This window comes from Mycoplasma sp. CSL7475-4 (assembly GCF_024834065.1).
Taxonomy (GTDB): Bacteria; Bacillota_I; Bacilli_A; order Mycoplasmatales; family Metamycoplasmataceae; genus Mycoplasmopsis.
This window is the reverse complement of sequence record NZ_JANUYA010000002.1, coordinates 88,801-113,440: the sequence shown is the minus strand read 5'-3', so window position 1 is coordinate 113,440 and position 24,640 is coordinate 88,801. Positions and strand designations below refer to the sequence as shown.

Below are 24,640 nucleotides of genomic sequence, written 5' to 3'. Positions count from 1 at the left end.
GGATAAACTTTTTTAAATATGACATTTAACTGTTTTTTTCTGACTTTTTCTAATTAAAGAAACTTCACCAAATTGATCTCATCCTTCAGTTGTTCAATCGATTTCGGCAGTAGAGGCTGTATCAACATTATCAGCAACAACGCTTAAAATTTTTCTAACAGCGTCAAAATCAAATATTTTATCGATAGTAAAATTGGTATAAGTAATAGCATCTAAATAATTTTGATAATCAGTTTCGTCAATTGATTCAAGAAATAGCAAATTATTTTTTAATGATTTGGTTTCTTTGATGCTAGGGTTAAAAATTTCACCCACACTGACTTCATTCATTGAATATACAAATTTATTGTCTAAATAGTCAACATTGAAGCGTGATACTGGTCTATCAATAGGAATTAAACTCAATGTATAACCATTGATTATTGTCAACATGTTTAAAACATTTTGCAAGGCATCATTAGTATTAAAGGCTTGTTCGCCCTTGTCAAGAATATTCAAAAACGAGTTTGATTTTATTTTTTTTGACACTAGATTATTTTTGTATTTTGCAATTTGTTCTTTATTTTGCAATGCTTTTATTGCTTCTTTTTTTAGTTTTTCGTATTCATCTTTATTTGCTATTTTGTTTTCAAAATCAAATAATTTAAATACAGTGTTTATAGATCAAGGGATTTGTCTTGAAAATCTTCTGTGAAATTTAATGATCATTTAACCTCCAATGCACAATTTTAGTTATTAATTAGTTTCGTTTGGGTCTTCGTTAAACAAATGTTTTTCGATAAATAAAAATTGATCAAAGCCATCATTAAGGAAACCTAATTGAGATTCATCTTCTTCGATTACCGAACTATTAAAAATGCTTAAAATTCGATATGAAGCGTTGTGATTAAAAATTAGTGCGAATCATTTACGAATCAATTTGATTGATTCTAAATATCATTCATAATCATCTTCGCTTACTGCTTCAAGAAATATAAATGTATTTGCTGAGAAATTAATTTCCTTGTCTTCAACAAAAACTTTTGATATTTCTTTTGAATTTATCTCATAGTTAGGATGGTTATCTTTTGCACTAACAACTAATGAACCAATATTTTGCTCTGCGTTATGATGATTAATGGTATAACCGGTAATTACCATCAACATATTTAAAATGTTTTGTAAAAAATTATCAGTTTCAAATGCTTGCTCGCCTTGTAAAATAAGTTTTTCCAGCTGAGTGTTAAAAACGTTTTTATTGGCATATCTTTGCAATGATTTTTTTATTAAAATACGTTCTTTTAAATATTTTTTCGCTTCTATTTTCAAATTATCCAAATGTTTTGAATCATAGTTGTTAATATCTAAATTTTTCAATCTAAAGGCAGTTATTACACCCTGCGGATAAATATTGAAAAATTTTCTACTTACCGAAATTGTCATTTATTCCCCTTTTGTAAATTATGCTTAATAATTATACATATAGAAATGCTAAAAAAAATGCAAAAAATCTAAAAAGCGATATTTTGCATAATTTTTATAAGTGTTTTTGATATTTTTCATTCTCTTTGTGTGTGAGCTGTCTTCGTAAGCATGAATAAATGCGAGTTATTTAAAGCCTTATGTAATTCATATGCACCAGATGGACGACAATCCAAATCATACTCACCGTGGACAATATAAGTTTCAATGTCTTTGATTTTATCAATGTTGTGCAAAATATAATTTTCGCTCATGAAACCTTTATTGTAAAAATAATAATTTTCCAAATATGAAATTTCAGCAGTTGATTTCATATCGCTTTCGACATCTATATTGATTTTATTCACACTAATTAATGCATTTTCTCATTTTGCTCACTCAATATATGCTTGTTTACGTGTGTTTTCATCGTCAGTATTCATTCTGTGGTAGTAAGCTGATACAATATCTTTTCGTTCATTATCGTTCAAGATACTGATATATTGTTCATATTCAATTGGTTTTAAATACGAAGCGCCCTCTTGGTAAAGTCAATCAATATCGCTTTGGCGATTTAAATAAACGCCTCTTAAAACCATTCGCAAAACATTTCGGGGATATTTAATTGCGTAGCATAAACTTAGCGTTGTGCCCCATGAACCGCCAAATAATATTCATTTATCAATCTTTAATAATTTGCGAATATTTTCCATGTCTTGGACTAAAAAATCAGTCGTGTTATTTTTTGTCAATAATGATGGAGTAGAATTGCCACATCCTCTTTGGTCGATTAATATTATCATGTATTTTTTAGGATCAAAATAGCGACGACACACAGGGCTTGTACCACCACCAGGACCACCGTGAACATAAACAACTGGAATGCCATCGGGATTTCCACTGACCTCATAATAAATTTGGTGCTCACTGTCATTTGGCGAGTAAAAATCTTGCAGGTAGGGTTTAATTTCGGGATATAAATATTTTAAATATGTCATAAATACCTCTTTAAAAAAATTAGTGACTAGCACTAATTGTTATTTTTCTTAACCTCAATAAATAATTCATCAAGTTGTTTATTATCAACAGTATTAGGGGCTTGTGTGAACACATCTTGTGCTTTAGCGTTTTTAGGAAACGCAATCACATCCCTGATACTTTTTTCGTGTGTTAAAATCATCACTAATCTATCTAATCCCAAACCAATTCCACAGTGCGGTGGAACACCATACTTAAAGGCGTCAATAAATCAACCGAATTTTGTTTCTTGTTGTTCTTTATCCATACCAATCATTTCAAACATTTTTTGTTGAGTTTTTTGATCAAAAATTCTAGCCGAACCTGAACCTAATTCAAAACCGTTTAGTACTAAATCATAACTTTTAGCCATTACTTTTTCTAATGGCAATTTGTCTAATTCTTCAAGTTCATGGTCAAATTGTGTAAATGGATGGTGTGCAGCTTGTCATGTATTATTTTGTTCATCATACTCAAACATTGGTCAGTCTGTTATTCATGATAGATGATATTCATCATCGTTAGCATAATGGAACATATCATTTAACTCAACTCTTACTGCTCCAAGTGCTTTAGAAGCATTTTCATATGAATTGGCAACAATAAAGTATGAACCATCTTTATTGTTGTTTTGTTTGATCAAGTTTAACACTGAATCTTTAATTTTATTAGCAAAATTTGTGTGTGATATTTCGCCGTTTTCTACGACAAAATAAAACAGTATATTCGCTTTATTTTTCAAGGCTATTTCCGAAAGTAATTTGAACTCCTTTTTGGAAATAATAGAGTCAACAAACAACATTCTTTTGCTTTGAGCATCTTTAATAATAGAGAAATCAGTATCGTTAGCAAAATCATTGATGTCTTGTAATTTATAACCAAATCTTAAATCAGGTTTATCTGTTCCATAATCTCTCAGTGCATCAAAATATTTAATTCTAGCTAAAGGAGTGACTAAATTTAAATTCAATTGTTTAAAAATGTATTTGAATAACTCTTCAATATAGGCTTGAAAATCTTCAACATTTGTGAAAGATGTTTCAATGTCGAGTTGTGTAAATTCGGGTTGACGGTCTTTTCTGCCGTCTTCATCTCTAAAACATCTGGCAAATTGGTAATATTTTTCAAAACCAGAAAGCATTAAAATTTGTTTGAATAATTGTGGACTTTGTGGCAAGGCTCAAAATTGATTTTGTGAGCGAGTAGGAACTAAGAAATCACGAGCCCCTTCAGGGGTTGAACGTGCCAACATTGGTGTTTCAATATCGATAAAGCCATTTTTGTGCATAAATTCACGAACAGCATGCATTAAATTACTTTTTAAAATAATGTTGTTTTTCATTTTTTCTCTACGAAGATCTAAAAAACGATATTTAAGTCTTAAATCTTCGTTTACATTTATATCATCTCTAATTGTAAAAGGTAATTCTTCAACAGAAGTTGAAAAAACAGTGAAGTCACTGGCTAAAATTTCAATTTCGCCACTTTTTATATCTTTGTTAGCGCTTTGGCGAGCAACAACTTCCCCTCTAACTTCCAATACACTTTCTTTGGGAACGTGTACATCTTGTTTGAATACACATTGAACAATCCCACTACGGTCTCTTAAATCAATAAAAGTCAGACCGCTGAAACGTCTTTTATTTGCTACTCAACCATGTACAGTTACATTTTGACCAACATTTTGAAGGTTTAAATCATTATTATTAATATTTTTAGTTTGCATAATATCTCCGTTCTAACGTTATGTGTAATATTATATATATTAATTTTAATTTTAATTAATTTTAAATAATGCGTTAACTAAATTATTTTTATTTATTGATTTTCATATAAAATATTAATTAATTATTTAAATATTGTTTCTTTGCTAAAATAGATATGCTATTTTCTTATACGTAAATAGTAATGATGGATAGGATGCGGATGAAAGGCCGCACATAGGTTGGTTTAGCGCTAAAACAATTTAATATTTATGAAAGGAAATAAATAATATGGCAAAATTAGATTTTAACCGTGATAAAGAACACGTAAATATCGGTACAATTGGTCACGTTGACCATGGTAAAACCACTCTTACAGCTGCTATTGCTTCTGTATTAGCTAAAAAAGGTTTAGCTGAAGCTCGTGATTACGCATCAATCGACAACGCACCAGAAGAAAGAGCACGTGGTATTACAATTAATACTTCACACATCGAATACCAAACAGAAGCACGTCACTATGCACACGTTGACTGTCCTGGTCACGCTGACTACATCAAAAACATGATTACAGGTGCTGCTCAAATGGATGGTGCTATCTTAGTTGTTGCTGCAACAGATGGAGCTATGCCTCAAACACGTGAACACATCCTACTTTCTAAACAGGTTGGTGTTCCACGTATGGTTGTATTCTTAAACAAAGTTGATATGTTATCAGCAGACGAAGCTGAAATGGTTGACTTAGTTGAAATGGAAGTTCGTGAATTACTTTCAAAATACGGTTTCGATGGTGACAACACACCATTCGTACGTGGTTCAGCTGCTGAAGCACTAAAAGGTAATCCAGAATACGAAGAAAAAATTATGGAATTAATGAACGCTGTTGACTCATGAATTGAAACACCAGTTAAAGAATTCGACAAACCATTCCTAATGGCTGTTGAAGACGTTTTCACAATTTCAGGTCGTGGTACAGTTGCTACAGGTCGTGTTGAACGTGGAAGATTAAACCTTAACGAAGAAGTTGAAATCGTTGGTCTAAGACCTACTAAAAAAACTGTTGTTACAGGTATGGAAATGTTCCGTAAAAACCTTAAAGAAGTTCAAGCTGGTGACAACGCAGGTCTATTACTACGTGGTGTTGAAAGAACAGCTATCGAACGTGGACAAGTTCTTGCAAAACCAGGATCAATTGTTCCTCACACAGAATTTACTGCACAAATTTATGTTTTAACTAAAGATGAAGGTGGACGTCACACACCATTCTTCAAAAACTATAAACCACAATTCTACTTCCGTACAACAGACGTTACAGGTGGAATTGAATTTGAAGCAGGACGTGAAATGGTTACACCAGGAGAAAACGTTGAACTTACAGTTAAACTAATTTCTCCAATCGCTGTTGAAGAAGGTACAAAATTCTCAATCCGTGAAGGTGGACACACAGTTGGTTACGGTAACGTTACAAAAATCGTTAAATAATCAAACTAATAATTTAAAAGTGAGCGCGATGCTCACTTTTTCTTTTTTCAATAAAATAACACAAATAATCAACGTTTTGTGTGTATTAACACAAATGAAAATGATGGATATAAAACACTAAGTTTTATATATTTTGCTATTTAACTAAATTAATTATGAATTTTAGATAACTGTTTTAAATTTTCTAACTTTCATTTCATCGACTGTAAATTTTGCAATACTTGTTAAGAAATCTTTGTATCAATCTTTTTTAGAAAAGTTCATAAAAGATTCTTCAGAAGATCAGCGCTCAAAAATAATAAATCTTCCGCTCATTCAGTACCCGTCTATTGATAAATTCAATTCTTCTTGTTTTGATATGTAAATTCAATTTTTGATGTATTTACTAAATTCTTCTTTTTCTTCTTTTTTTATTTTTAATTCTTTTGTAACGATATAAATCATAGAATCCCTTCTTTTGTTTTTATTTTTAATTATTCAAATTGATAATCCTTAGCGCTAATAATAATTTTTTTCATTATAACACACTCAAAAATTTATAAATAAATTTCTAACATAAAATTAATAATTTTATTGTCGCTTATTTAATTTAAATTTTTTGCTCTTGTAAATGCGTGTTTTTTTAGTTATTTTTATACGCAAAATAAATAAAAACATAAATAATGCAAAAGAAAAAGGAAAACAGTCGTGTTTGGTGTTTTCCTAGATTTAGTGATTAATGTTTGATTATATATTGCTAAATAATGAATAGTATTCTAACTATAAAAGTAATAAGAGTATTTATTATTTATTGGCGGTTATCAACACTGTCAATTATTGCTCTAACTACTTGTTCTATTTCTTCGTATTTATCTAAATAAATGACATAAGTTTTTGATCAATTGTAATAGGTTTTAGGCAAAAATTTACCTATTTTGTTTTCTTCGTTTTGCGGTTCATCGATAATAATTTTGAGGGATATAAAACAAAGTAGGTAGAAATACCTATTTTTCATTTTTACCTTAGGGGTTTTTGGAAAAGTACTAGAAATAGTCGTTTTAAGGAGCCTGTATGCTGTATAAAATTTGAAATAAATCCCAATATTGCACGAATTTTTTCGTGTTCTATAAGAAATTCAATAAAAAACCTAGTGCATACGACGCTTCAAAAATGAATCGCCTATTTCATGAAAACGTGGTAGAAAAGAATAAAAAACTGAAAACTATGAAATTAGCAACATTAACGGAAGCCGTTTCACAGAATAAAAGTTATATCTGTTCTACCGGCGAGAATACAAGATTTGTAAATATTGATATTGACGCTAATGCCTTTAAATTGTTTCGAACTATGTTAAGGTATTACAATCAAAAATTTTCAAAAAACGAATTAAATGATAAATCGCAACCTGAAATGCTTTTTTTAAGGTATTTTTTACCGACTTTTCACTATGAAACAAATTCATCGAAAGGTTTGCATGGAGCAAAGGTAAGATTAGTTTATGCTTTTGATAGATTAATTTCAAAAAACGAGCTGACTTTAATAGTCGAAAAACTAAAAGGTCTTATTTACGGTGTTTTTGGAGCAATAGTAGATAACGCATCAAAAAATATTAAACAAATATTTTATGGAACTATTAAGCGTGTGTTTGTTAATCAAAATGTCAGAATCTATAATGCCCAAAAAATGATAGAAGTATTAAACTATGTTTTAAATATTTTAGCGATAGAGGTAAAAACTTCCAGCATTCTTAAAAGTTATGAATCAGGAATCAGTAAGGTAAGCAATAATTTATTCGAAACTCATGATTACGATGAAGCTTTGTGAATGTATGTTGCACTATACCATCTGAATTTGCAACATTTGATTATCACAAAACCCAAATGAATTAAAAAATTTGAGCAAACGATGAAAAATCGACCATATTTCAGAGTAAAACACAACACAAAAGGATATGAACTACTTAATAAACTATTAAGAAAGGAGAATGTAATTAATGGAATGTAAGAAGGACTTAATTTATGATAAACAAAATTTTAGCTGATAGCACTAATTCGTCTTCATCGAGCTTACCGACCGAAATTAGTAAATCTGTAACCGGTGGATTTCAAACAATTTTAGCTGCGATTACAGTCCCTGCTATATTAGTATCGTCGGGTCTTTTGATTTACTTATGTATTATGCTTGCAAAAAGATTTTTACAACTTTCAAAAGTCAAAGTTGATGAGTACAAAATGGAAATTAAAAAGCTTTGATGATATATAGCAGGTGTTATTATATTGTTTTTAGCAATAGTATTCCTAATTACAATGTCAGCAACAAATTGAAGTATTTTAAATCCTAGAGGTTAATTTTCGAATAGTAGAATATGCAATTCCTAATTAATAAAATAGCTTATGGCATATTTAGTGCTCTTTGATATATACTTGTGTTTCTTCCGGGTTGAGTATTACATATAATTCACACAACCGTAGAGTTTATTGCTTTAAAATTACCGATTTTTATTTTGTTTGGTGGATACACTATTGATTTTAACTCAATCTTCTTATACAGGTTTTTAACCATTATGTGTATTTCAATAGTATTTGTTATCGGAATAGTTATGTATCGACTTTTCCAAGCACATAAAAGCAGCGAAAATATTCTTTTATTCAAAGATTCATTTAAAAGAGCAGTAGTGGCTGTTTTACTAATGCTGGGTATTCCTATCGGAATCTGACTTATGATGATTTTTTCAATAATATTATTTGATTTCATAAAGTCAGTTATGATTAACAACCCACATGAGACAATAAGTAATTTCATATTTAAAGTTTTAGAACCAAGCTGAGAAAATGCTTCATCAGGACATAGAGCTTGAGTAAATGTGCAAAATAACTTTCAAGCACTCTCGTTTAGCGATTGAAAAAATATGAAAGGTAGTTCAATTTTATTAGTTATAAAATTGTCCTTATCTTTACTAGCAATACTTTGAGCAATTATGCAACTTTTTCTGAGAGTTGTTAAAATTGCAGCATTTGAATTTGTGTATTTATTATGGCTACCTATGTCTGTTGCACAGGGCGTCAATGATAATGGCGAAACACTGAAAAAATGATTTGCTAAATTTACTGAATGTATATTGTCTAGTTTCATTATCTTAATATGTCTTTTGTTGTTTTTATTCTTAGTTGATTCAGCTTTTATCCAAGTACCAAAATTGCTATCAGAAATTATTAAGTTAGATGGCTTAGAATCAATTAAAAATACTGTTTCTTCTATATTATCTGTATCAATTTTAATTGGTATGTCATTCGGTATTGAGTCAATGGTAACAAGGTTAATGTATTTCTTTAATTTAGTTGAATTTGCCTCATCACCAAAGCTTAAATTCAAAAAACAAAATAATAATAAGCAGCCCAAAAACAGTGCTTTATCTGGAAAATCATCTCAAAAATCAATTAGTAAAAGTAAAAACACATCTAAGAAAGGAAACCAAGTTATTACAAATAAATCAGGTCTTAAGAAAAATAATGTTGGCACTGGTTCATCAACAAAAGACCAAAACATGTTGAGTCCGTTTTTCTTAAAAATTTTCGAGAAATTGAAAGGATTGAAGAACGATAATGCTACAAGCTAAACCACTTAAAAAAACGAGATTTAACATTTTTAGAAACATGGCCTGATATGACTTATTATTATTCATTGCTCTTGTTATATCAGTGTTTTTAACGATTATTTTTGGTTTTCCTTTTCTCAACATCTTATACAAAATAGCCATTCCGTTTACCTTTATTCCAGTGATAATGTTATTGTTTTTGAATGTTAAGAATACCAACTATAAGGTTTATCAAATTTTTTGAGTTTGACTTAAATTTGTCAGCTCTAAAAAGAAATTTAAAAACAAAGAGATAAATGACTTAATGGTTTTCAATACTATTGACAGTAATGCAATTTTAAAGACACATAAATCAGCAAAAAGCAATGGTTTATATGCAAAATTATTGAAGCTAAACGGTAATTCCATTTTTAAATATGATAACTTTCAACAAGAGCAATTACTAGCATCATTAGCAACTAATTTAGGCAATATTTCAAGTTCAGTAAATATTATTAAAATTAACAATAAAGTTGAATTTAAGCAAAATTTAATGACAATTAATGAAAAACTTAAAAAATATAAAGATATTGAAAGTCAAAAATATTTAAACGCAAAATATTTAGACATTGACTTATTAAAAAATCAAAATTTTCAGGAATATTATTTATTAGTTTATGGCAATAGTGAATTTGAGATGAATGAAAATATCTCGAATATCAAATATGCTTTCGAAAGTGCTAATTTCACAATTTTCGAGCAAAATGAGATTGAAACTGTGTTATTTTTCAGTAATTTTTATAGTTTGGGGAAAACATATGATGAGATTGAATTAAAAATCTTAAATTTCAGTGAAAGCAACGAAATACCATTGTTAGATTTATTGGATTTCAGAGAAGTTGAATTTGCAAAATCACATTTTAGGTTAAATGACTGTTTTTTCTCAATGCAAGCAATTAATGAATTTGACTATGAAGTTGAAAATGGTTGGGCTAATACAATCTACGCATCAGATTCAAACGTAATTATAAATTTAAACAAAATTTCGTTTGCAATAGCCGAAAAACTTTTAGAAGGAGCTAATAGAAAAATAGGTTCACAAGCAAGCGAAACTTCTTATCATTTGTTGAGAGATAAAAAGAATCAATATGAATACGAGATTTTCAATAATTTGATTGATGATATTGTTAAAAATCAAAATAAACCGCTATTTAATGTATCTGTATATTTACTAAATAAAGCAGACAATTTAGAATCATTAAAAGAAATCGAAAAAAATAATGATAATAACGCCCGAAAAGAAAAAATAAAATTATCAAAATTTCATTACGAGAATTTTAAAGCATGAAATCAAGCACAATTACCGGCTACCGACATATTAAATATGGAAAATCAAGCACTGCCAGAGTTGATTGCTTATTCATGGCCTTGAAATCTAGAATTTTTAAATGATGATAGTGATTTAATACTAGCAAAATCAATAAATGATGATTCCCCAATTTTCTTTGATTTGTTTCATAGAAATAGCAATCGTAGAAACAATAATGCTATTATTATTGGAACATCAGGAAGTGGTAAATCAACTTTAAGTAAAAAAATGCTTTTGAATGAGTATTATGACAACGCACAAGTTATAATCATCGACCCTCAAAACGAATATAAGAAAATATGCAAACAAGTCAGCGGTCAATGAATCGACTTGAAAGATAGTGGCGAAACAATTATTAACCCATTAGAAGTACAAATTAATGAATTTGGCGATAATACAGTAAAAATCGAAAATATTTTAGATAATCATATTGACTTCACAGGCGAGTGATTCAAAATTCTCTTTGGTGATTTAACTAAAACTGATTTAATCATCATTAAAAACGCTTTAAAAAGACTTTATGACAAGAACAATTATTACAAAGTTCAAAATATCAATGAATTAAGAAAAGTTGCAGAATGACCTATAATTGACGATTTAATTGATGAGCTCGAATTAACAAAATTTGACTCCGAGGCAGAAAGAAAAATCTATGAATATCCTTTGGTAAAAATATTGAAAGAATTTAGATTCTTTTTTCAAACTCAAAAAAGTAATAGAAATATCTTTAATGCTAAGTCTAACATTAATTTGAATAATAAATTTATTGTTTTCAATGTCAAAAAACTTCTAGCTCAGCAAAACCAAAATTCAGCTTTAGCACAAATTTTCTTATTGCTGAAAATCATCAATACTAAAATAAGTATTAATTCAATTGATAAAGCATATTTTAAAACGGTTTTATTTATTGATGAAGCTCACTTTGCATTAAAAGATAATACCCCAGAATTAAGAGAGTTCATTATCGATACGACCAAAACAATTAGAAAATATAATGGTTCAATCATTTTGACCACTCAAAACGTTGTTGATATATCAGCTAACGCAGCCAAAATTCTTGGTAATATTCAATACTCATTATTTTTTAACTGCAAACAAATTGATTTAGATTCAATCCAAAATTTGTATAAGACAAATCAATCATTAACTGAACAAGAGCTTAAATTTATTTCAAACGCTAAAACAGGTGAAGCATTGATGTTTTTAACAGAACAACAGCATTACCAAATTAACATTCATTATAACGATTTTGAAAAAGATTTATTGTTTGATGACTTTACAGCTTTCAAAAAACATATAAATAATCTTAAATTTCAAATTGAAAGTATTTTGAATAGAGTTCAAGAGAGTGAAACAAAAGACGAATTAAAATCTAACTACATAAATGAAATTAACGCATTCGAAAATAATTTATCAACATTTACAACATATAAACAATATCTTGCTTTTCTCGTTCAATTTAAAGAAAATTTAATTAATGTAATTTAAGGACATAAATGAGTACAAAACAAGCAAAGAAACAAGAATTTAAAGAATTAATTCAACAAATTGACTATGAACTTAATGAGTTTAGTTTAGACCCTCATAAGTGAGATAACTTTTTACCGTGTTTAATGAATAAATACTCTTTAAGAAACAATTTAATCATTGCCAAAAACCACGCAAGCATAGTTAAAACAATTAATGCATGACACAAGGTTGGTACAAAAGTTAAAAAAGGCGAAAAAGCCATTTGACTTCTTTCGCCAAATACTGCCAGATTTATTGAAGTTGAAGGTAAAGAAATACTTTACAATAAAGCAACTGAGGAGCAAAAACAAAATAATAAACCATATACAAAAATAATTGGTGGATATAGACCTTTTCCAGTATTTGACATTACACAGACAGAACTAAAAAAAGAAGAGTACCCAGATGATTACTTTAAATACTATAAATTTATTGAAAACAATGGTTATGACATCACAAAAATGGAGAACTTATTTGATTATCTAATAAGTAGAGCTTATGACATTTACGGTATCAATGTTAAATATAAAAATACTAAAACAATGCACGGTTATGTTAATAATGAATTAAAACAAGTTGTTCTAAACGAAAGCGCTTCTTTAAGAAATAATATTCAAACATTTTTACATGAATTATCGCATTTCGTTTTAAAACACGACTACAAAAAAACATCAAGACCTGTTTGTGAATTTGAAGCTGAATTAGCAGGTTATTTAGTAGGTTCTGCCTTGGGAATAAAAGATAAGGAAACAAGTCTCTCGTACATTAAAGAATGAACCAATGACTTGAAAATATTAACCGAAAAACAAAGATTAAAGTCAATAGAAAAAGCGATTTCCACTTATAAGCAAATCTTTGAAGAATTTGAATTAACAACTTTTGCAGATAAATATGAATTTTATTAAATAGTAAAAAGCAATAGGAGGGTAATATATGAAATTAAAAAAATTATTACCTACAACAATAACAATAATACCCTTAACAACGCCATCAATATCTGTGGCGTTTATTAATACTATTAATTTTCCCTTATATCAAAATTTTGATATCGTCGTTGATGAATACGCTAGCAACCCAGGAGTTATTGATACAATACAACAACTTTTTCCGAATAATTTAGTTATCGACGAATCCGAACATCCTTATACAGGTGTTATCTCATACAAGTTCAAGCGGAGTGAAAATACATTTAATTTATTGAGAATTGATTCACAATTTATCACTAAAAACACTATTAATTTAACCTCTTTACCACCGAAATATAAGAATAAATCTTTTGATGCTTTTTGAACCGATTTTAAACGTGAAATCACTCCTTTCCTAATCTCAAATAACGATATTTTTAATGTTTCAAATGACACAAAAAAACCACTATTTATCGAAAATGGTGTATTAAGTAATTTCGTTATACACAAGAAAGTGCAAATTCAAATAGATAAACCGCTTTCACCTGGCCCTTGAAAATTTTCTGATATGTTCAAACATCAATCTGATAGCTACTATTTAAACCCAGTTTCTAGCAAAAACGCTATGTGGGTCGTAGATAGAAACCATCAACAAAACGAGCACCCAGACGAGAGTTTAACAGTACTTGACGGCTCTTTGACTATCAAAAATAATGAATACTGACCATCGATATTGAGAATTAATTTTAATGACTTTGTTTTTCAACGTGATAATCAAAAAAATAATTTTTTCCTATCATGAACCCAAAGTCAAATTAATGACTATATAGAAAAGCATGTAAATAGTCTTTATAAACTTAATTTATGAGAACAAATTCAACCAAAATTACAGAATTTCAACGATAAATACTTAGTCAAAAATAATAACGATATTGATTTAACGGTTGTAAAAAATAAACTTACTTTTAGCACTACTATTTCTTATTTAGACGAAGATGATATTGAAAAATATGTATATGACCAGTGACTTAAATTTAACGGTATTACAACACAAAATAATCAATACTATTTGGAAGTGGAATTTGATGATTATGTAGATTTTGTTAATAGTTTTGGGACGGAAATCGAAAAACAAAACATATATAAAAAACTTATAAGGAAATTTGGAACAACGAACATTACCATTGCAGTAGGCCCTAAACCTAACGCAATCATAAGTTATAATTCATTGCCAAATCAACAAACAAAAATTAATTTAATCCCAAAACTCCAAACAAATGATTCTAATAAATACTGGTGAAATAGATTCAATATAAACATACCTTATGTAGAAAATAACACCAACTATAATAGAAAAATATTCAGTTTAAAATCTGGTGTATCTGTACCTTCACCTGATAATGAAGAGCAAACCGAGCAATATACGATTAGCAGATTAAATAGCGATGATTTGACATTGCTTAGCCAAGCAATTATTACGCTTGTTTTAAGCCCGAAAAGAAATGAAGAGTTAATTATTAATGATAATGTTATTCCCGTCTCTCTTACTGGTTTTAAATATCAAATAAAACCTAATGATAAAAAAATAAAAATACAAATAAAAGTGTATAGCACTGAGTTAAAAAACGATGTTAATGTAATAGATAAAAACAATTTTAATGTTTTCACAATCACGGAAAATCTATTCGGAGATATCGGCATTAGCTCGACTTTTGATGAAATCGAGTTTAAAGCACATAAATGAAACCCTAGCACTAATTTAGAACAAGCACAAAAAATTAATCCTTATATCATTGACGCAAATTTTAAAGAAGTTAAAGATAAAAATGATTTATTAATTCCTAACCCTGACTATGATTATAAAATTTCTCCTGAAACTGGTATTTATGAACAAATATGGACTTTAAATAGCACGTTATACACCTTAATTGATGATTTAAAACTATGGCCCTCGATTGCAAAGCTAAATGAGCAAAAACTAATTGAATATTTCGCAGAAGAAAAGAACTCCGTTATTGCTAAAACTATTTTCGCTGATAGTGGATTGACAATGAAATTCGATAAAGGTTTTAATAAAATTGACGTTTTTTATTTAGGTAATGATATTGATAGCATAAAAACAAATAGAATACAACATTTCAAACTTTCAGTAAATAGTCAAGAAACTCTTTATTATACAACACCGAAAGGAGAAGGATGATATTTATTGTCTGCCGAACAAAAAACAGGTCTAAATAAATATTATTTAATATATCAAACAAACGAAAAATTTAAACAAGGCGAACAACAAAACATACTGGATAGAGCATTTGCTAAATTTAAAGACCTTAATATGGTTAATGATATAAATTCATCAAAATATTTCATTTCCTTCAAGGAATACATTAAAGAGAAATCGCTAGATATTCTTGCTCTTAAATATTCAGATTTGGTAATAGAATACGAGAATTTTCTACTTTATAATAACATTACATTTAAAGAGAACTTTAAAAATTTAAAAGAACAGAAATTTATCAGTGATTTTGAGAAATACTTAATCAATAATCAAAAATTCAAAATTACAAATTTACCAGGAATCAAAAAAATTAGTCAAAACAATGGAATGGTTTATATTGAGTTCGATAAAGACATTAGAAAAGCGAAAAACATTAAATTGCTTTATGAATTAAGCGGAGCAGTCATTGAAAATAATTATAAAAAATTATCTAATAATCACACTGCTCTCTTTGATTTTAGTAGTCTAAATTCTAATGAATCAGCCAAAATTAAATATTTACTAATTGATAGCGACAAATTAGAATCGAGTAAATTACAGATTAATATCTCAACTAATATTGCCGAACCATTTCAAGAGTCAAATGATTTAGGCAGTACTTTAGCAGAATATGTACCGAATAACTATGAGAAAAAACCTGAATTGAACCAGTTCAAAGATTTACTAATTGAATTTATTAAGTCAAAAATGCAAAATAATATTGATAAAAATATTTACAACTATTTAAATTCATTTCCGATTGAAAATATTGAACCTGAAAAATTTACTTATCTAGATGCAGAATCAGATAAAAATGTTAGTGTAAATCAACCTAATAAGGACATAAATGAATATCAAATAGAGTTTAATTTTAATTTAAATCCCAATACAACAATTATTAAGTTTGTAAAACAAAATGATAAACATATTTTAAACCTAACGAATTGACTTAAAACAAAAGGATATCAAGTTAATTGACCTATAAAAATTAATCTTAATTTTGAAAATATTAAGCAAAAATTAAGTTATCGAACAATGAGTGATTGAAGTTTAAATTCTAATAAACTGAAAGACTTCATTTTAAGAAATATAACAAACATTGAACTTGATGATAGAGTTTATGGACTCAATGACTCACTTAACTTAAATGGTAAAGATATTTTAGTAAAAGATATAGTTGATAACATCAAAAATGTATATTTAACATTTACTGATGATAATTTATTTGTAGATATAGAAGGTAATATTGAAATAAGTGATGAAAAATTAATTATCAGTAGGTCAAACTATAAAATCGAAGCTAATTGAGCTCAATATTCAAACCCTTTAGATTTTTATAAACCTAGTGCTTTGTCGTATGATGGACTAAATATCGAGCAAATAAAAGAGAAATTAAATTCTATTGATTTGTTGAGTAATTTTGAAATGAATACTGTTTTTGAAGACTTAAATTATGACCTTAATTTTGAGTATCTTAAAGACTTTGAAGTGTTAAATTTATTGAACGATATTGACATTCTCGCTACTGACGAATACACCCGATATTTAACCGATGAAGAATTAGAGGCAGATGATAAAAAACTTGTTAAAAATATTAAATTAATTAACCCTAACAACAATTTTATTATCGAACATATTATAAATGAAGTGAAATCTGAACAACTCGTTAGTGAAGAAGATATAGATTTTAATAAATCATATGATGAAGTAAAAATATCATTAAAAAACACCTTAAACGATAAATACATAGAATTAGAAAAGAAATATGAATTGATGAAGCGTATTATCAAACATTGATATGAAAAAGCAAGTAAAACAATCACTATTTCAAATCACAGTAAAACTATGTATAAGATGCCTATTGATGCTCTTTTATCGCAAATGGATTCATTCGAATTTGTTATAGACGATAAACAATCAAACGATTATTTTAATACTGTAAACGATTTTTTTGAACGCAAAAGAGTTGAGCTTGCATCAATAAAAAATAATCCAGAAAAGTATAGATTTAACGGAAAAGCTATTAAAAACTATGAACGTTGATTAGAATTTGGCTTATCACTAAATGATTCAATAAAAAAAGATATTTTATACAATTTTTGAAATTTTTTAGAATCACAGGCGAATAAATTAAGCAAGAATAAAACTGAAAAAATTAGGTTATTTGCTCATTTTTACACAAAACTCGATATTGAGAATGTTATTAATAATGTCTTAAACGGAATTAAATTACAATCAAGTGAACATAGCCTCTCGAATGTAGAACATATATCACAAAATATTTATAATAACGTGAGTCTAAATGAAAAATACTATCAATACGATATGAATATCATTTTAGTATCGCCTTTAGATTCAATAACGGGAGAATATTCATTAAACACAATTATATATAGCAATATAAACCCAAAACAAATTGATGAAAGTCAAACAAATAACGATGTTCAAAACGATGAAAGAATTGATATTAGAGCATATAAGTTTAAAGATATCGACTTTATTATCGAAAATGAGTACTTAAGTGAGTTAAAAAACAAATTTATCAGAGTCATAACATCTAATATTTTGAATGTATTTAGCTTAGATGACAATACAAAATCTAAAATTTTTAATGATTTGATAATAACTAAATTTGACGACAAATTCTTTAATAGTATTTTCAATCAAAAAGACATAATAGTTGATAAAAATGGTAAGAAATACTACAAGATAACAAAAAATATAAAATTAAATGCTAAACAAGATTCGACCATAGTTTTTGGAGAAAACGCATTCAATGTTAATTTCTACATCAATATTAATTTCAAACCTGATGCAGAAGCTAAGGAGGTTAAAAAGAAAAAAATTATTTGAATTAGTTCTGCCATAGTAGCAATTCTTTTTGCGTCTGGCATTATCACAACAATTAGTGTGTTAAACAAAAAACAAAGAAAGGTTAAATTATTTTAAAATGAACTACAACAAATTATTAAAATCAAAATTTTCAAAATTCTGAATAATAGGGGCAACATTAGGCATACTTGTTCCCTTTGCGATTTTTGACTTAGTTTCAAGATGAAAGAGCTTTGATTTATATCAAGCTTCAGTGGTAATAACTGCTATAACTATAATAAGCATTCTTGCGTTAGTATCAATAGTTTTTCTAATTGCTCGTGCTATCATTACTTTACGCAAATCTAAATTAGAAAAACAACTATATTTTTTAAAATTAAACCAAAATCCCGATCAAGATAAAATTAAAGAAATTGAAACTAAATTAAATTCGATAATAAACAAACACTATCAAAATCGATAATTTATCGATTATATAGGATTAAATATTTAAGAAGTTGGCACAAACCAACTTTTTAAATAGACGCAAGCAATATTAAATAATTATGAAATAAACTCACATATAAGTCAATATGAGACGATGAATAGATTATTTGGAGCATTATTTTATATATAATTAAGATAATAAACAATATAAAAATTAAGGAAGTTTATATGAAAATAAAAAAATTTAGATTAGCCTTACTTTTAGGCTCACCATTTATTTTGACTCCGGCGATATCGGCGAGCTGTTTAGACCGTGTCAATGAAATCTTAAACAAAAACAGACTTGGAGTACCAGAGAAGAAAAACCCTGATGTAAAAACTTCAGAGCCTTCACAAAAAGATGAACCTGCACCAGAAAAATTATCAGAACCTAATAAAAACGGCGATACCAGTCCTAAAAGAACTCAATTAGAAATTATTAATGATTTTACTGATATCTACAAAAATAAAACTATGCTAGATCTTGCACCAGCAATCTTCAATGAACCTGGAATTATAATCGCAAGGTTCCAACCTAAACCTTTTGCTCAAGCACTGGATGTATGAACAAAAATGTTCAAACACGCCACAACGCAGTTAAGATATTCTGGAAATAAAAGATTTTATGACTATGTTTTACAAGCAGATAATTTTAAAGAGAATTTAAGAAATAGATTACTAAGGTTGGATGATGTAAGTTCCGGCTCGTTTTACTCTAACAACTATCGAACAACAAGATTAGGCGAAGAATGACGAGATTACATTACCTATGATTTGAATAAATTCATTGAGTTATATACTGATTTCTACGAACAAAGAACTGCTGAATCTGGATTATGGTTTGGAATAGTCCCTGTTGATATGGATGAAGAAGAAACAGAGATAGTTGATAATTATAGTGCTGCAGCAAAAAAAGCTAACTGATGAATCGCAAAGGGCAATATTGAAGCAGAAGCAGATGACCAACAACCAAGAATTCCATACAGCGATATGTTTTTAGTATCTAAAAACTTTTACGAAAGAGCAGATAGACATTTTCTACAAGAAAGAGTTCTTTTAGACAAAACAACAAATAAAAGATTAGCATTAGACCCAATTCCTAATAAGAGTGCAAAAGACAGCGATTACTTCAACGCTTGATACAACTTTAAATTCCCGTTTGATGCAAAGAAAAATACTAATATAACACGTGATTACATAGGTGCATTCCCGCCAACTGCTCAATTTTTTTCAGAAAATGGTTGAACACCGAACGAAATGTATAACAATGAGTTCATTCAAGCCCCTTTTAAAGATATACAAAACTCACACATAAACGCAAACCAGTTGAAATTATTAAAATCATTCCTACACTTTAAAACAATTCTAACATTACTTAGAAGAGACCGTTCTACACCGTTTTTAAAGCTATTAGACGATAAGAAAAATGAAGAATTACAAAAATTCTATCAAGACAATGGATACGCTGATTTTACTGACTTTATTGATAAGTTTATTGAAAACACCAAAAACATTATTGACCCAACAATTTACCTTAACTTCATCGATGAATTTGGTAAAAAACACTATTTCTACGATGAATGAAAAGAAAGCATGGAAAATGCACGAATTAATCATTTACAGCCGTCAAATCAAAGACAATTCTATTTATTTGCTCTAAACCTATACAATAAATTCCTTATGCCTTTAAATTACTTACTAAATGATGCTGACAATTTTAGTTTTTCATCAGATAACATATATGGAAAATCTTTATCAAGTGATTCAAAGAAACAAGCATTTAAAATGGATTTATACAATAAATTCTATGAACCTGTATTCGGTAAAATTGAAAAATTAGAAGCTAATACAAACGAAGCTAAAACAAACCTAGCTAAAACAAAAATTAAGAACTTTATGGAACATAATTTCATTAAAGAAAGAGACAACACTGATAAGAATTTATTATTCATATACGATATTCAAGCCAAAGACATTACTGGTATAAACTTCAATGATTTTTGATTTAACCCCAATAGCGAGTCTTAATATACTTCTATTAATTTGCATAAATTAAAAATATAAAGTCTGTATTTTAGGTTACATAGATAAATAGACAATCAATCAACTTTCACACACTCCCATTTAAAAATACATTGTAAATACGCATTTTTATTAAAATATTGAAAAATGCGATACAAATTGTTTAGACCTTAATACAGTTGGTATTTTCTTCATTTTCCCCGTGAATAGTGTATTATGTAGATACAGGTCATTAAAGACACTGTGTATTATGTAGAATACAGTTGTAAAACGCTGTATAACATACATATGTGTGATATAAGCGGAACAACCGGCTTGCGAGCATTGCCACACAACAAAAAATAAGGTTGCTTTAGAAAACAAAAGACAGGAGCTGTTGTTGGCTATCGACCTGTCTTTTTTTATTGCGAAAATTCACAAACAACTCGTTTACGTGTATTTTAGTAAAATTTAGACATATGAATAATAAAATTAATGAATTAGAATACATCAACGAGTTATCCTGCAATGAGATAAGCGAACTATCAAATGAATTCAAAAACTCAATTGAAAGAAAACAATTAAAATTAAAGATTAATAAAACAATCATCAGAAAAATTATTGGCCAAAATCGAAAAATATATAAATTTGTTATTTATGAATATTATCGTTTTGTGAACAACAAGAAACAGTATTTCAGATACTACCCAGAAAAATATAAATATTTATTTAGAAAGCAATACGACACGAAGCTAATTTTTGATAACTTCAATAATTATTGTGGTTTGATAAGAAATAGATTCGCACAAGTTAGTTGAGTATTGTGTAAGTACTATGCTAAAAAATTAAATTTATTCGAAAACATGAGTTTTAAAGACTCGTTTAATAAGACCTACGCAACAAAAATATACATTCATATCGATGATTGCTATGGAAAATCAAGAGAGAATAGCAAAATTTATAAAACTAATGCAAAGATAATAAAAATATTCAGTGATACACACAAAAAACCACTATTTATATATGAAACTTATACTTCAAGAGATTCACGAAAATTAAGTAATAATTCTCGAGCATCATTACTTTTAAAAATAATTAAAAAGCACTATTATACAGACAAAAGCACTCAAATATACCTTCTTAGCGATGGTGCAAACTACTTTAAGAATTTAGCTAAATCATTGAATGCTAAACACATCTACGATTATTATCATTTTAAAAAACGCTTTGGGGAATTATTTAAAAAACCATTTTTTATTTTTGACTCAAAAATGAGAAAACAAAAGTTGTATATAAATAATTTAAGTGCGAAAGATTGAATTTTGCAAGCTATTAAAGATAAAAACGAATTAGTGAATAGATTAAACTATTTATCTGTTTTTTACTTTGCTAATAAAGAAACAAAAAACAATATAAAATCATTTGTAAATTTTGTGTTAAGAAATTGTAAGGAATATCAATTCTATATCGACAATATTACCTGCGAAGCTGAATCTTCAGTTAGTCTTTTTAAATCATTTTTTGCCAAGAGATATTCTACTTATAGTATGAAAACAATTCTCAATCTAATCAAATTAAATAATTCTCATAATTATGAACTAATTGATATAAACGACTTTACAGAGGGCGAAGATCTTACATATGAGCCGTTAATGATGTCGAACAACTATAAATTCACAGCAAGTTAAATCATTCTTTTTTATTTTTACCCCCCTATAATATTACGCACACGCGCACGATAAATATATTTTAATATATTGCTTTTTCTCCTATTAAGGAGTTAGAGAGAGACACCCCTATGTATTAAACAGAGAGACAAAAGAAAAGCGGTTTTTCAAATTTTAATCGCCTGGAATGGTGTATAATTGAATTAACAAAATGTATATTACCTGCTAACATTTTATACCCCCATAATTTTTAATTTTGACCGTAGAATATTTATATTAGCTATCGTTTTTGCCTGTTTTTCGTCTTTGAGTGTGACACATCAATTGGTCTGAACCGCTGATAAATCTTTATATTTTTCTTTAATTGAAGTAAAAAGCATTTCGTATAGCTCGACCATATTTTGATTTTTGTCGGCGAAATAATTTAATTCTTGATCATCTTTTTCTAGTTGTGATATTTTAAAATCAGAATCCTGCGTAATTTCTGGTTTCGACTCTCTTTCGTCGTTCATGAATGTCAGACCTAATAATGTTTCTTCATCTTGACTAAAAGTAAACCCTCATCTATTTTGCATAAATTTCAATAACTTTTTACCTCTATCTAAAATAGTGTTCGGATTTCAGTCATCATGTTTTGCAATTTCTAATTCAGAAATGCAGCCGGTTGAATATTTTTCTTTTTTATATTCGAATTCATTATTTTGTAATTCTGAATTAATTTTTTGAGAAAGAGCTATTAAGTTTCCTAGCGAATTTGATAAGCAACGCTTTTCGTCATCATTATAATTTCGAAATTGATTTCGCCAATACCATTTTGTTGGTGTTTGGGGAAATATATGTTCAATCGAAATTTTATCTCGTTCGCTTTTAGTAAACTCACTTCAGTCAAGTAACTTAGGTGAATGTCCTTTTTCCGAATACAATTTCATTTCGTATTCAAATAGAAAATAACTTAAATATTTTCAACCGTAGTATCCTTTTTCTTGGTCATTATCGAAGCTACTTCTTACTCTTTCGGCAAATGAGTTGGTTGCTTCCTTTTCCTTTTCTTTGAATTTTTTCTCAAAGTACTCAATAATTTCCTCAATTTCAATCGTGCCCTTCATCAATTGTTCAGCAAACGCATACGATTTACTACTTAGGTAAGTTGACTGGATGCGACCTAATCTGAAACACAAGAATATAAATTTTTCAATTGTTTTGAATAATTTTATTCTTCTACTTTCATCAATTTTTTTATTAAGAAAGGACGCCACCACTAAGGTTCTAAAATAATTAATATCTATTCTATTTAATTTATTGATTCACTGTATTTCATCTTTGGAGAATTCATATTCATTTTTTTCAGGATTAAATGAGTAATATCAATATTTAGCGACTGACTTCAAACTTTCCACGTAGTTATTGATTTTTTCAATAGTTAGGTCATTGTCATCTGTTGTTTTTGATTTCGCTTTATAAACAGATTTAGAATTGAAATATTTACCAAATAAGAAATCAATATAGGCATTGCCTTTGTTACGTGAGTACTTGAAATACATTGATCAATGGTTTTTTAAATATTCATCATCGTCTAGTGGTTTATTCTTGTCTCGTCCAAGTTGGTAATATATTTCTTTTCAAGATTCATTTATGTTTCTGCGTATTTGATTTTTCGTTTCGATTGAAATCGTGCGGTCGGGGAAAATTGTTGTTAAATAAATCAATCTATTTTTTAAAATTTCTAAGTTAGATAACTTTTTACCTCTATTATTCATAGTCTCAAACGCAGTGTAAACATCAAAATTATCGTCAATGTAATAGATATTGAATAATAATTTGTTGCAAACCTTGTCGAGAAGTAATTCTAATCCTTCCCTTTCTTGATTTTTAAATAAATCTTGAATTTTTTTAGTAAAGTACTGATTTGCTTTTTCTAAATTTAAAGTATAAAATGTTTCTAATAATGATCCTGGATGATTTTCTTCCAATATTTTGTATCTTAAAAATTCAAATGAGGGATTATCAGTCTCATAGCCAAATTTGTATGCTTTTAGAATCTTTTCTGGCTTTTTATATTCAACTATGTAGCGATTTTTAATCTCTTCCAAATCCACACCGTTTAAAAAATTTATATTTTTATGATTGGCGAATTTTATGATGCAATTAATCAAAATTACTAGTGTAGTCAGTCTTTGTTGTCCGTCAACAACATGGTATGCCTCATAACTCCGTTCATCAAAGATTCATTTTTCTTCTTTTCAATTGTTGTAAACATCCTTATCTAATTTTTTTAACGAAATCATGCCGGTGTAATGAAATTTATCTTTATTAAGGTAGATAAGATCATCTCAAAAGTCATTTAATTGTGATTCGTTTCAAGCATAACCTCTTTGATAATCAGGAATTCTAAATATTTTTTTATCGAACAAGTCAAATAAACATGTCAAATCTTTCATGTATA

At 28.2% G+C, this 24,640-nt stretch carries 17 protein-coding genes; 10 read left to right on the top strand and 7 right to left on the bottom strand.

Annotated features, from left to right (window positions below; genetic code table 4):
• Positions 1-12: 12 nt before the first annotated feature.
• The 4 genes from NXS15_RS01530 to aspS form a co-directional block, all read right to left on the bottom strand.
• Entirely contained in the window at positions 13-708 is a 696-nt protein-coding gene (locus NXS15_RS01530) for a hypothetical protein (RefSeq protein ID WP_259290111.1), read from the bottom strand.
• 27 nt (positions 709-735) lie between these two features.
• Positions 736-1,422, bottom strand: coding sequence for a hypothetical protein (locus tag NXS15_RS01525; protein WP_259290110.1), 687 nt, complete (start codon positions 1,420-1,422; stop codon positions 736-738).
• Between the two features lie 68 nt (positions 1,423-1,490).
• The gene (gene pip, locus NXS15_RS01520; RefSeq protein WP_259290109.1) at positions 1,491-2,438 is read right to left on the bottom strand and encodes a prolyl aminopeptidase; all 948 of its coding nucleotides are present in this window, start codon (positions 2,436-2,438) and stop codon (positions 1,491-1,493) included.
• 32 nt (positions 2,439-2,470) lie between these two features.
• Positions 2,471-4,183, bottom strand: coding sequence for an aspartate--tRNA ligase (gene aspS / locus NXS15_RS01515; protein ID WP_259290108.1), 1,713 nt, complete (start codon positions 4,181-4,183; stop codon positions 2,471-2,473).
• Between the two features lie 268 nt (positions 4,184-4,451).
• On the opposite strand from aspS, the gene tuf reads away from it, so the two are divergent.
• Positions 4,452-5,642, top strand: a complete 1,191-nt coding sequence (tuf, locus tag NXS15_RS01510; protein ID WP_259290107.1) for an elongation factor Tu — start codon at positions 4,452-4,454, stop codon at positions 5,640-5,642.
• A gap of 162 nt (positions 5,643-5,804) precedes the next feature.
• Here tuf and NXS15_RS01505 read toward each other — a convergent pair whose 3' ends face one another.
• Together NXS15_RS01505 and NXS15_RS01500 are read right to left on the bottom strand one after the other, a co-directional pair.
• Positions 5,805-6,086, bottom strand: coding sequence for a putative quinol monooxygenase (locus NXS15_RS01505; RefSeq protein WP_259290106.1), 282 nt, complete (start codon positions 6,084-6,086; stop codon positions 5,805-5,807).
• A 343-nt stretch (positions 6,087-6,429) separates the two neighbouring features.
• Positions 6,430-6,636: a hypothetical protein gene (locus tag NXS15_RS01500; RefSeq protein ID WP_259290105.1), complete on the bottom strand. Its 207-nt coding sequence runs from the start codon at positions 6,634-6,636 to the stop codon at positions 6,430-6,432.
• 56 nt (positions 6,637-6,692) lie between these two features.
• Here NXS15_RS01500 and NXS15_RS01495 point away from each other — a divergent pair, with 56 nt between their 5' ends.
• The 9 genes from NXS15_RS01495 to NXS15_RS01455 all read left to right on the top strand — a co-directional run bounded on the left by NXS15_RS01495 (position 6,693) and on the right by NXS15_RS01455 (position 22,218).
• Positions 6,693-7,625 (top strand): hypothetical protein, encoded by a 933-nt coding sequence (locus NXS15_RS01495; RefSeq protein WP_216505732.1) that lies wholly within the window; start codon positions 6,693-6,695, stop codon positions 7,623-7,625.
• A gap of 14 nt (positions 7,626-7,639) precedes the next feature.
• Positions 7,640-7,969 carry a hypothetical protein gene (locus NXS15_RS01490; RefSeq protein ID WP_216505733.1) on the top strand — a complete coding sequence of 110 codons (330 nt, stop codon included), beginning with the start codon at positions 7,640-7,642 and terminating at the stop codon, positions 7,967-7,969.
• A 17-nt stretch (positions 7,970-7,986) separates the two neighbouring features.
• On the top strand, positions 7,987-9,237 hold the full coding sequence (locus NXS15_RS01485; RefSeq protein ID WP_259290104.1) for an Mbov_0396 family ICE element transmembrane protein: 1,251 nt from the start codon (positions 7,987-7,989) through the stop codon (positions 9,235-9,237).
• A complete protein-coding gene (locus NXS15_RS01480) occupies positions 9,224-12,052 on the top strand; it encodes an Mbov_0397 family ICE element conjugal transfer ATPase (protein WP_259290103.1) in 2,829 nt (942 codons plus the stop codon). The genes NXS15_RS01485 and NXS15_RS01480 overlap by 14 nt, the downstream gene beginning before the upstream one ends.
• Before the next feature lie 8 nt (positions 12,053-12,060).
• A complete protein-coding gene (locus NXS15_RS01475; protein WP_259290102.1) occupies positions 12,061-12,978 on the top strand; it encodes an ImmA/IrrE family metallo-endopeptidase in 918 nt (305 codons plus the stop codon).
• Positions 12,979-13,006: 28 nt separating this feature from the next.
• Positions 13,007-18,181: a hypothetical protein gene (locus NXS15_RS01470; RefSeq protein ID WP_259290101.1), complete on the top strand. Its 5,175-nt coding sequence runs from the start codon at positions 13,007-13,009 to the stop codon at positions 18,179-18,181.
• A gap of 1 nt (position 18,182) precedes the next feature.
• Positions 18,183-18,527: a hypothetical protein gene (locus NXS15_RS01465; protein WP_259290100.1), complete on the top strand. Its 345-nt coding sequence runs from the start codon at positions 18,183-18,185 to the stop codon at positions 18,525-18,527.
• Positions 18,528-18,718: 191 nt separating this feature from the next.
• The gene (locus NXS15_RS01460; protein WP_259290099.1) at positions 18,719-20,557 is read left to right on the top strand and encodes a hypothetical protein; all 1,839 of its coding nucleotides are present in this window, start codon (positions 18,719-18,721) and stop codon (positions 20,555-20,557) included.
• 452 nt (positions 20,558-21,009) lie between these two features.
• On the top strand, positions 21,010-22,218 hold the full coding sequence (locus NXS15_RS01455; RefSeq protein ID WP_259290098.1) for an Mbov_0401 family ICE element transposase-like protein: 1,209 nt from the start codon (positions 21,010-21,012) through the stop codon (positions 22,216-22,218).
• Positions 22,219-22,430: 212 nt separating this feature from the next.
• Here NXS15_RS01455 and NXS15_RS01450 read toward each other — a convergent pair whose 3' ends face one another.
• A complete protein-coding gene (locus NXS15_RS01450; RefSeq protein ID WP_259290097.1) occupies positions 22,431-24,635 on the bottom strand; it encodes a DUF262 domain-containing HNH endonuclease family protein in 2,205 nt (734 codons plus the stop codon).
• Positions 24,636-24,640: the final 5 nt, after the last annotated feature.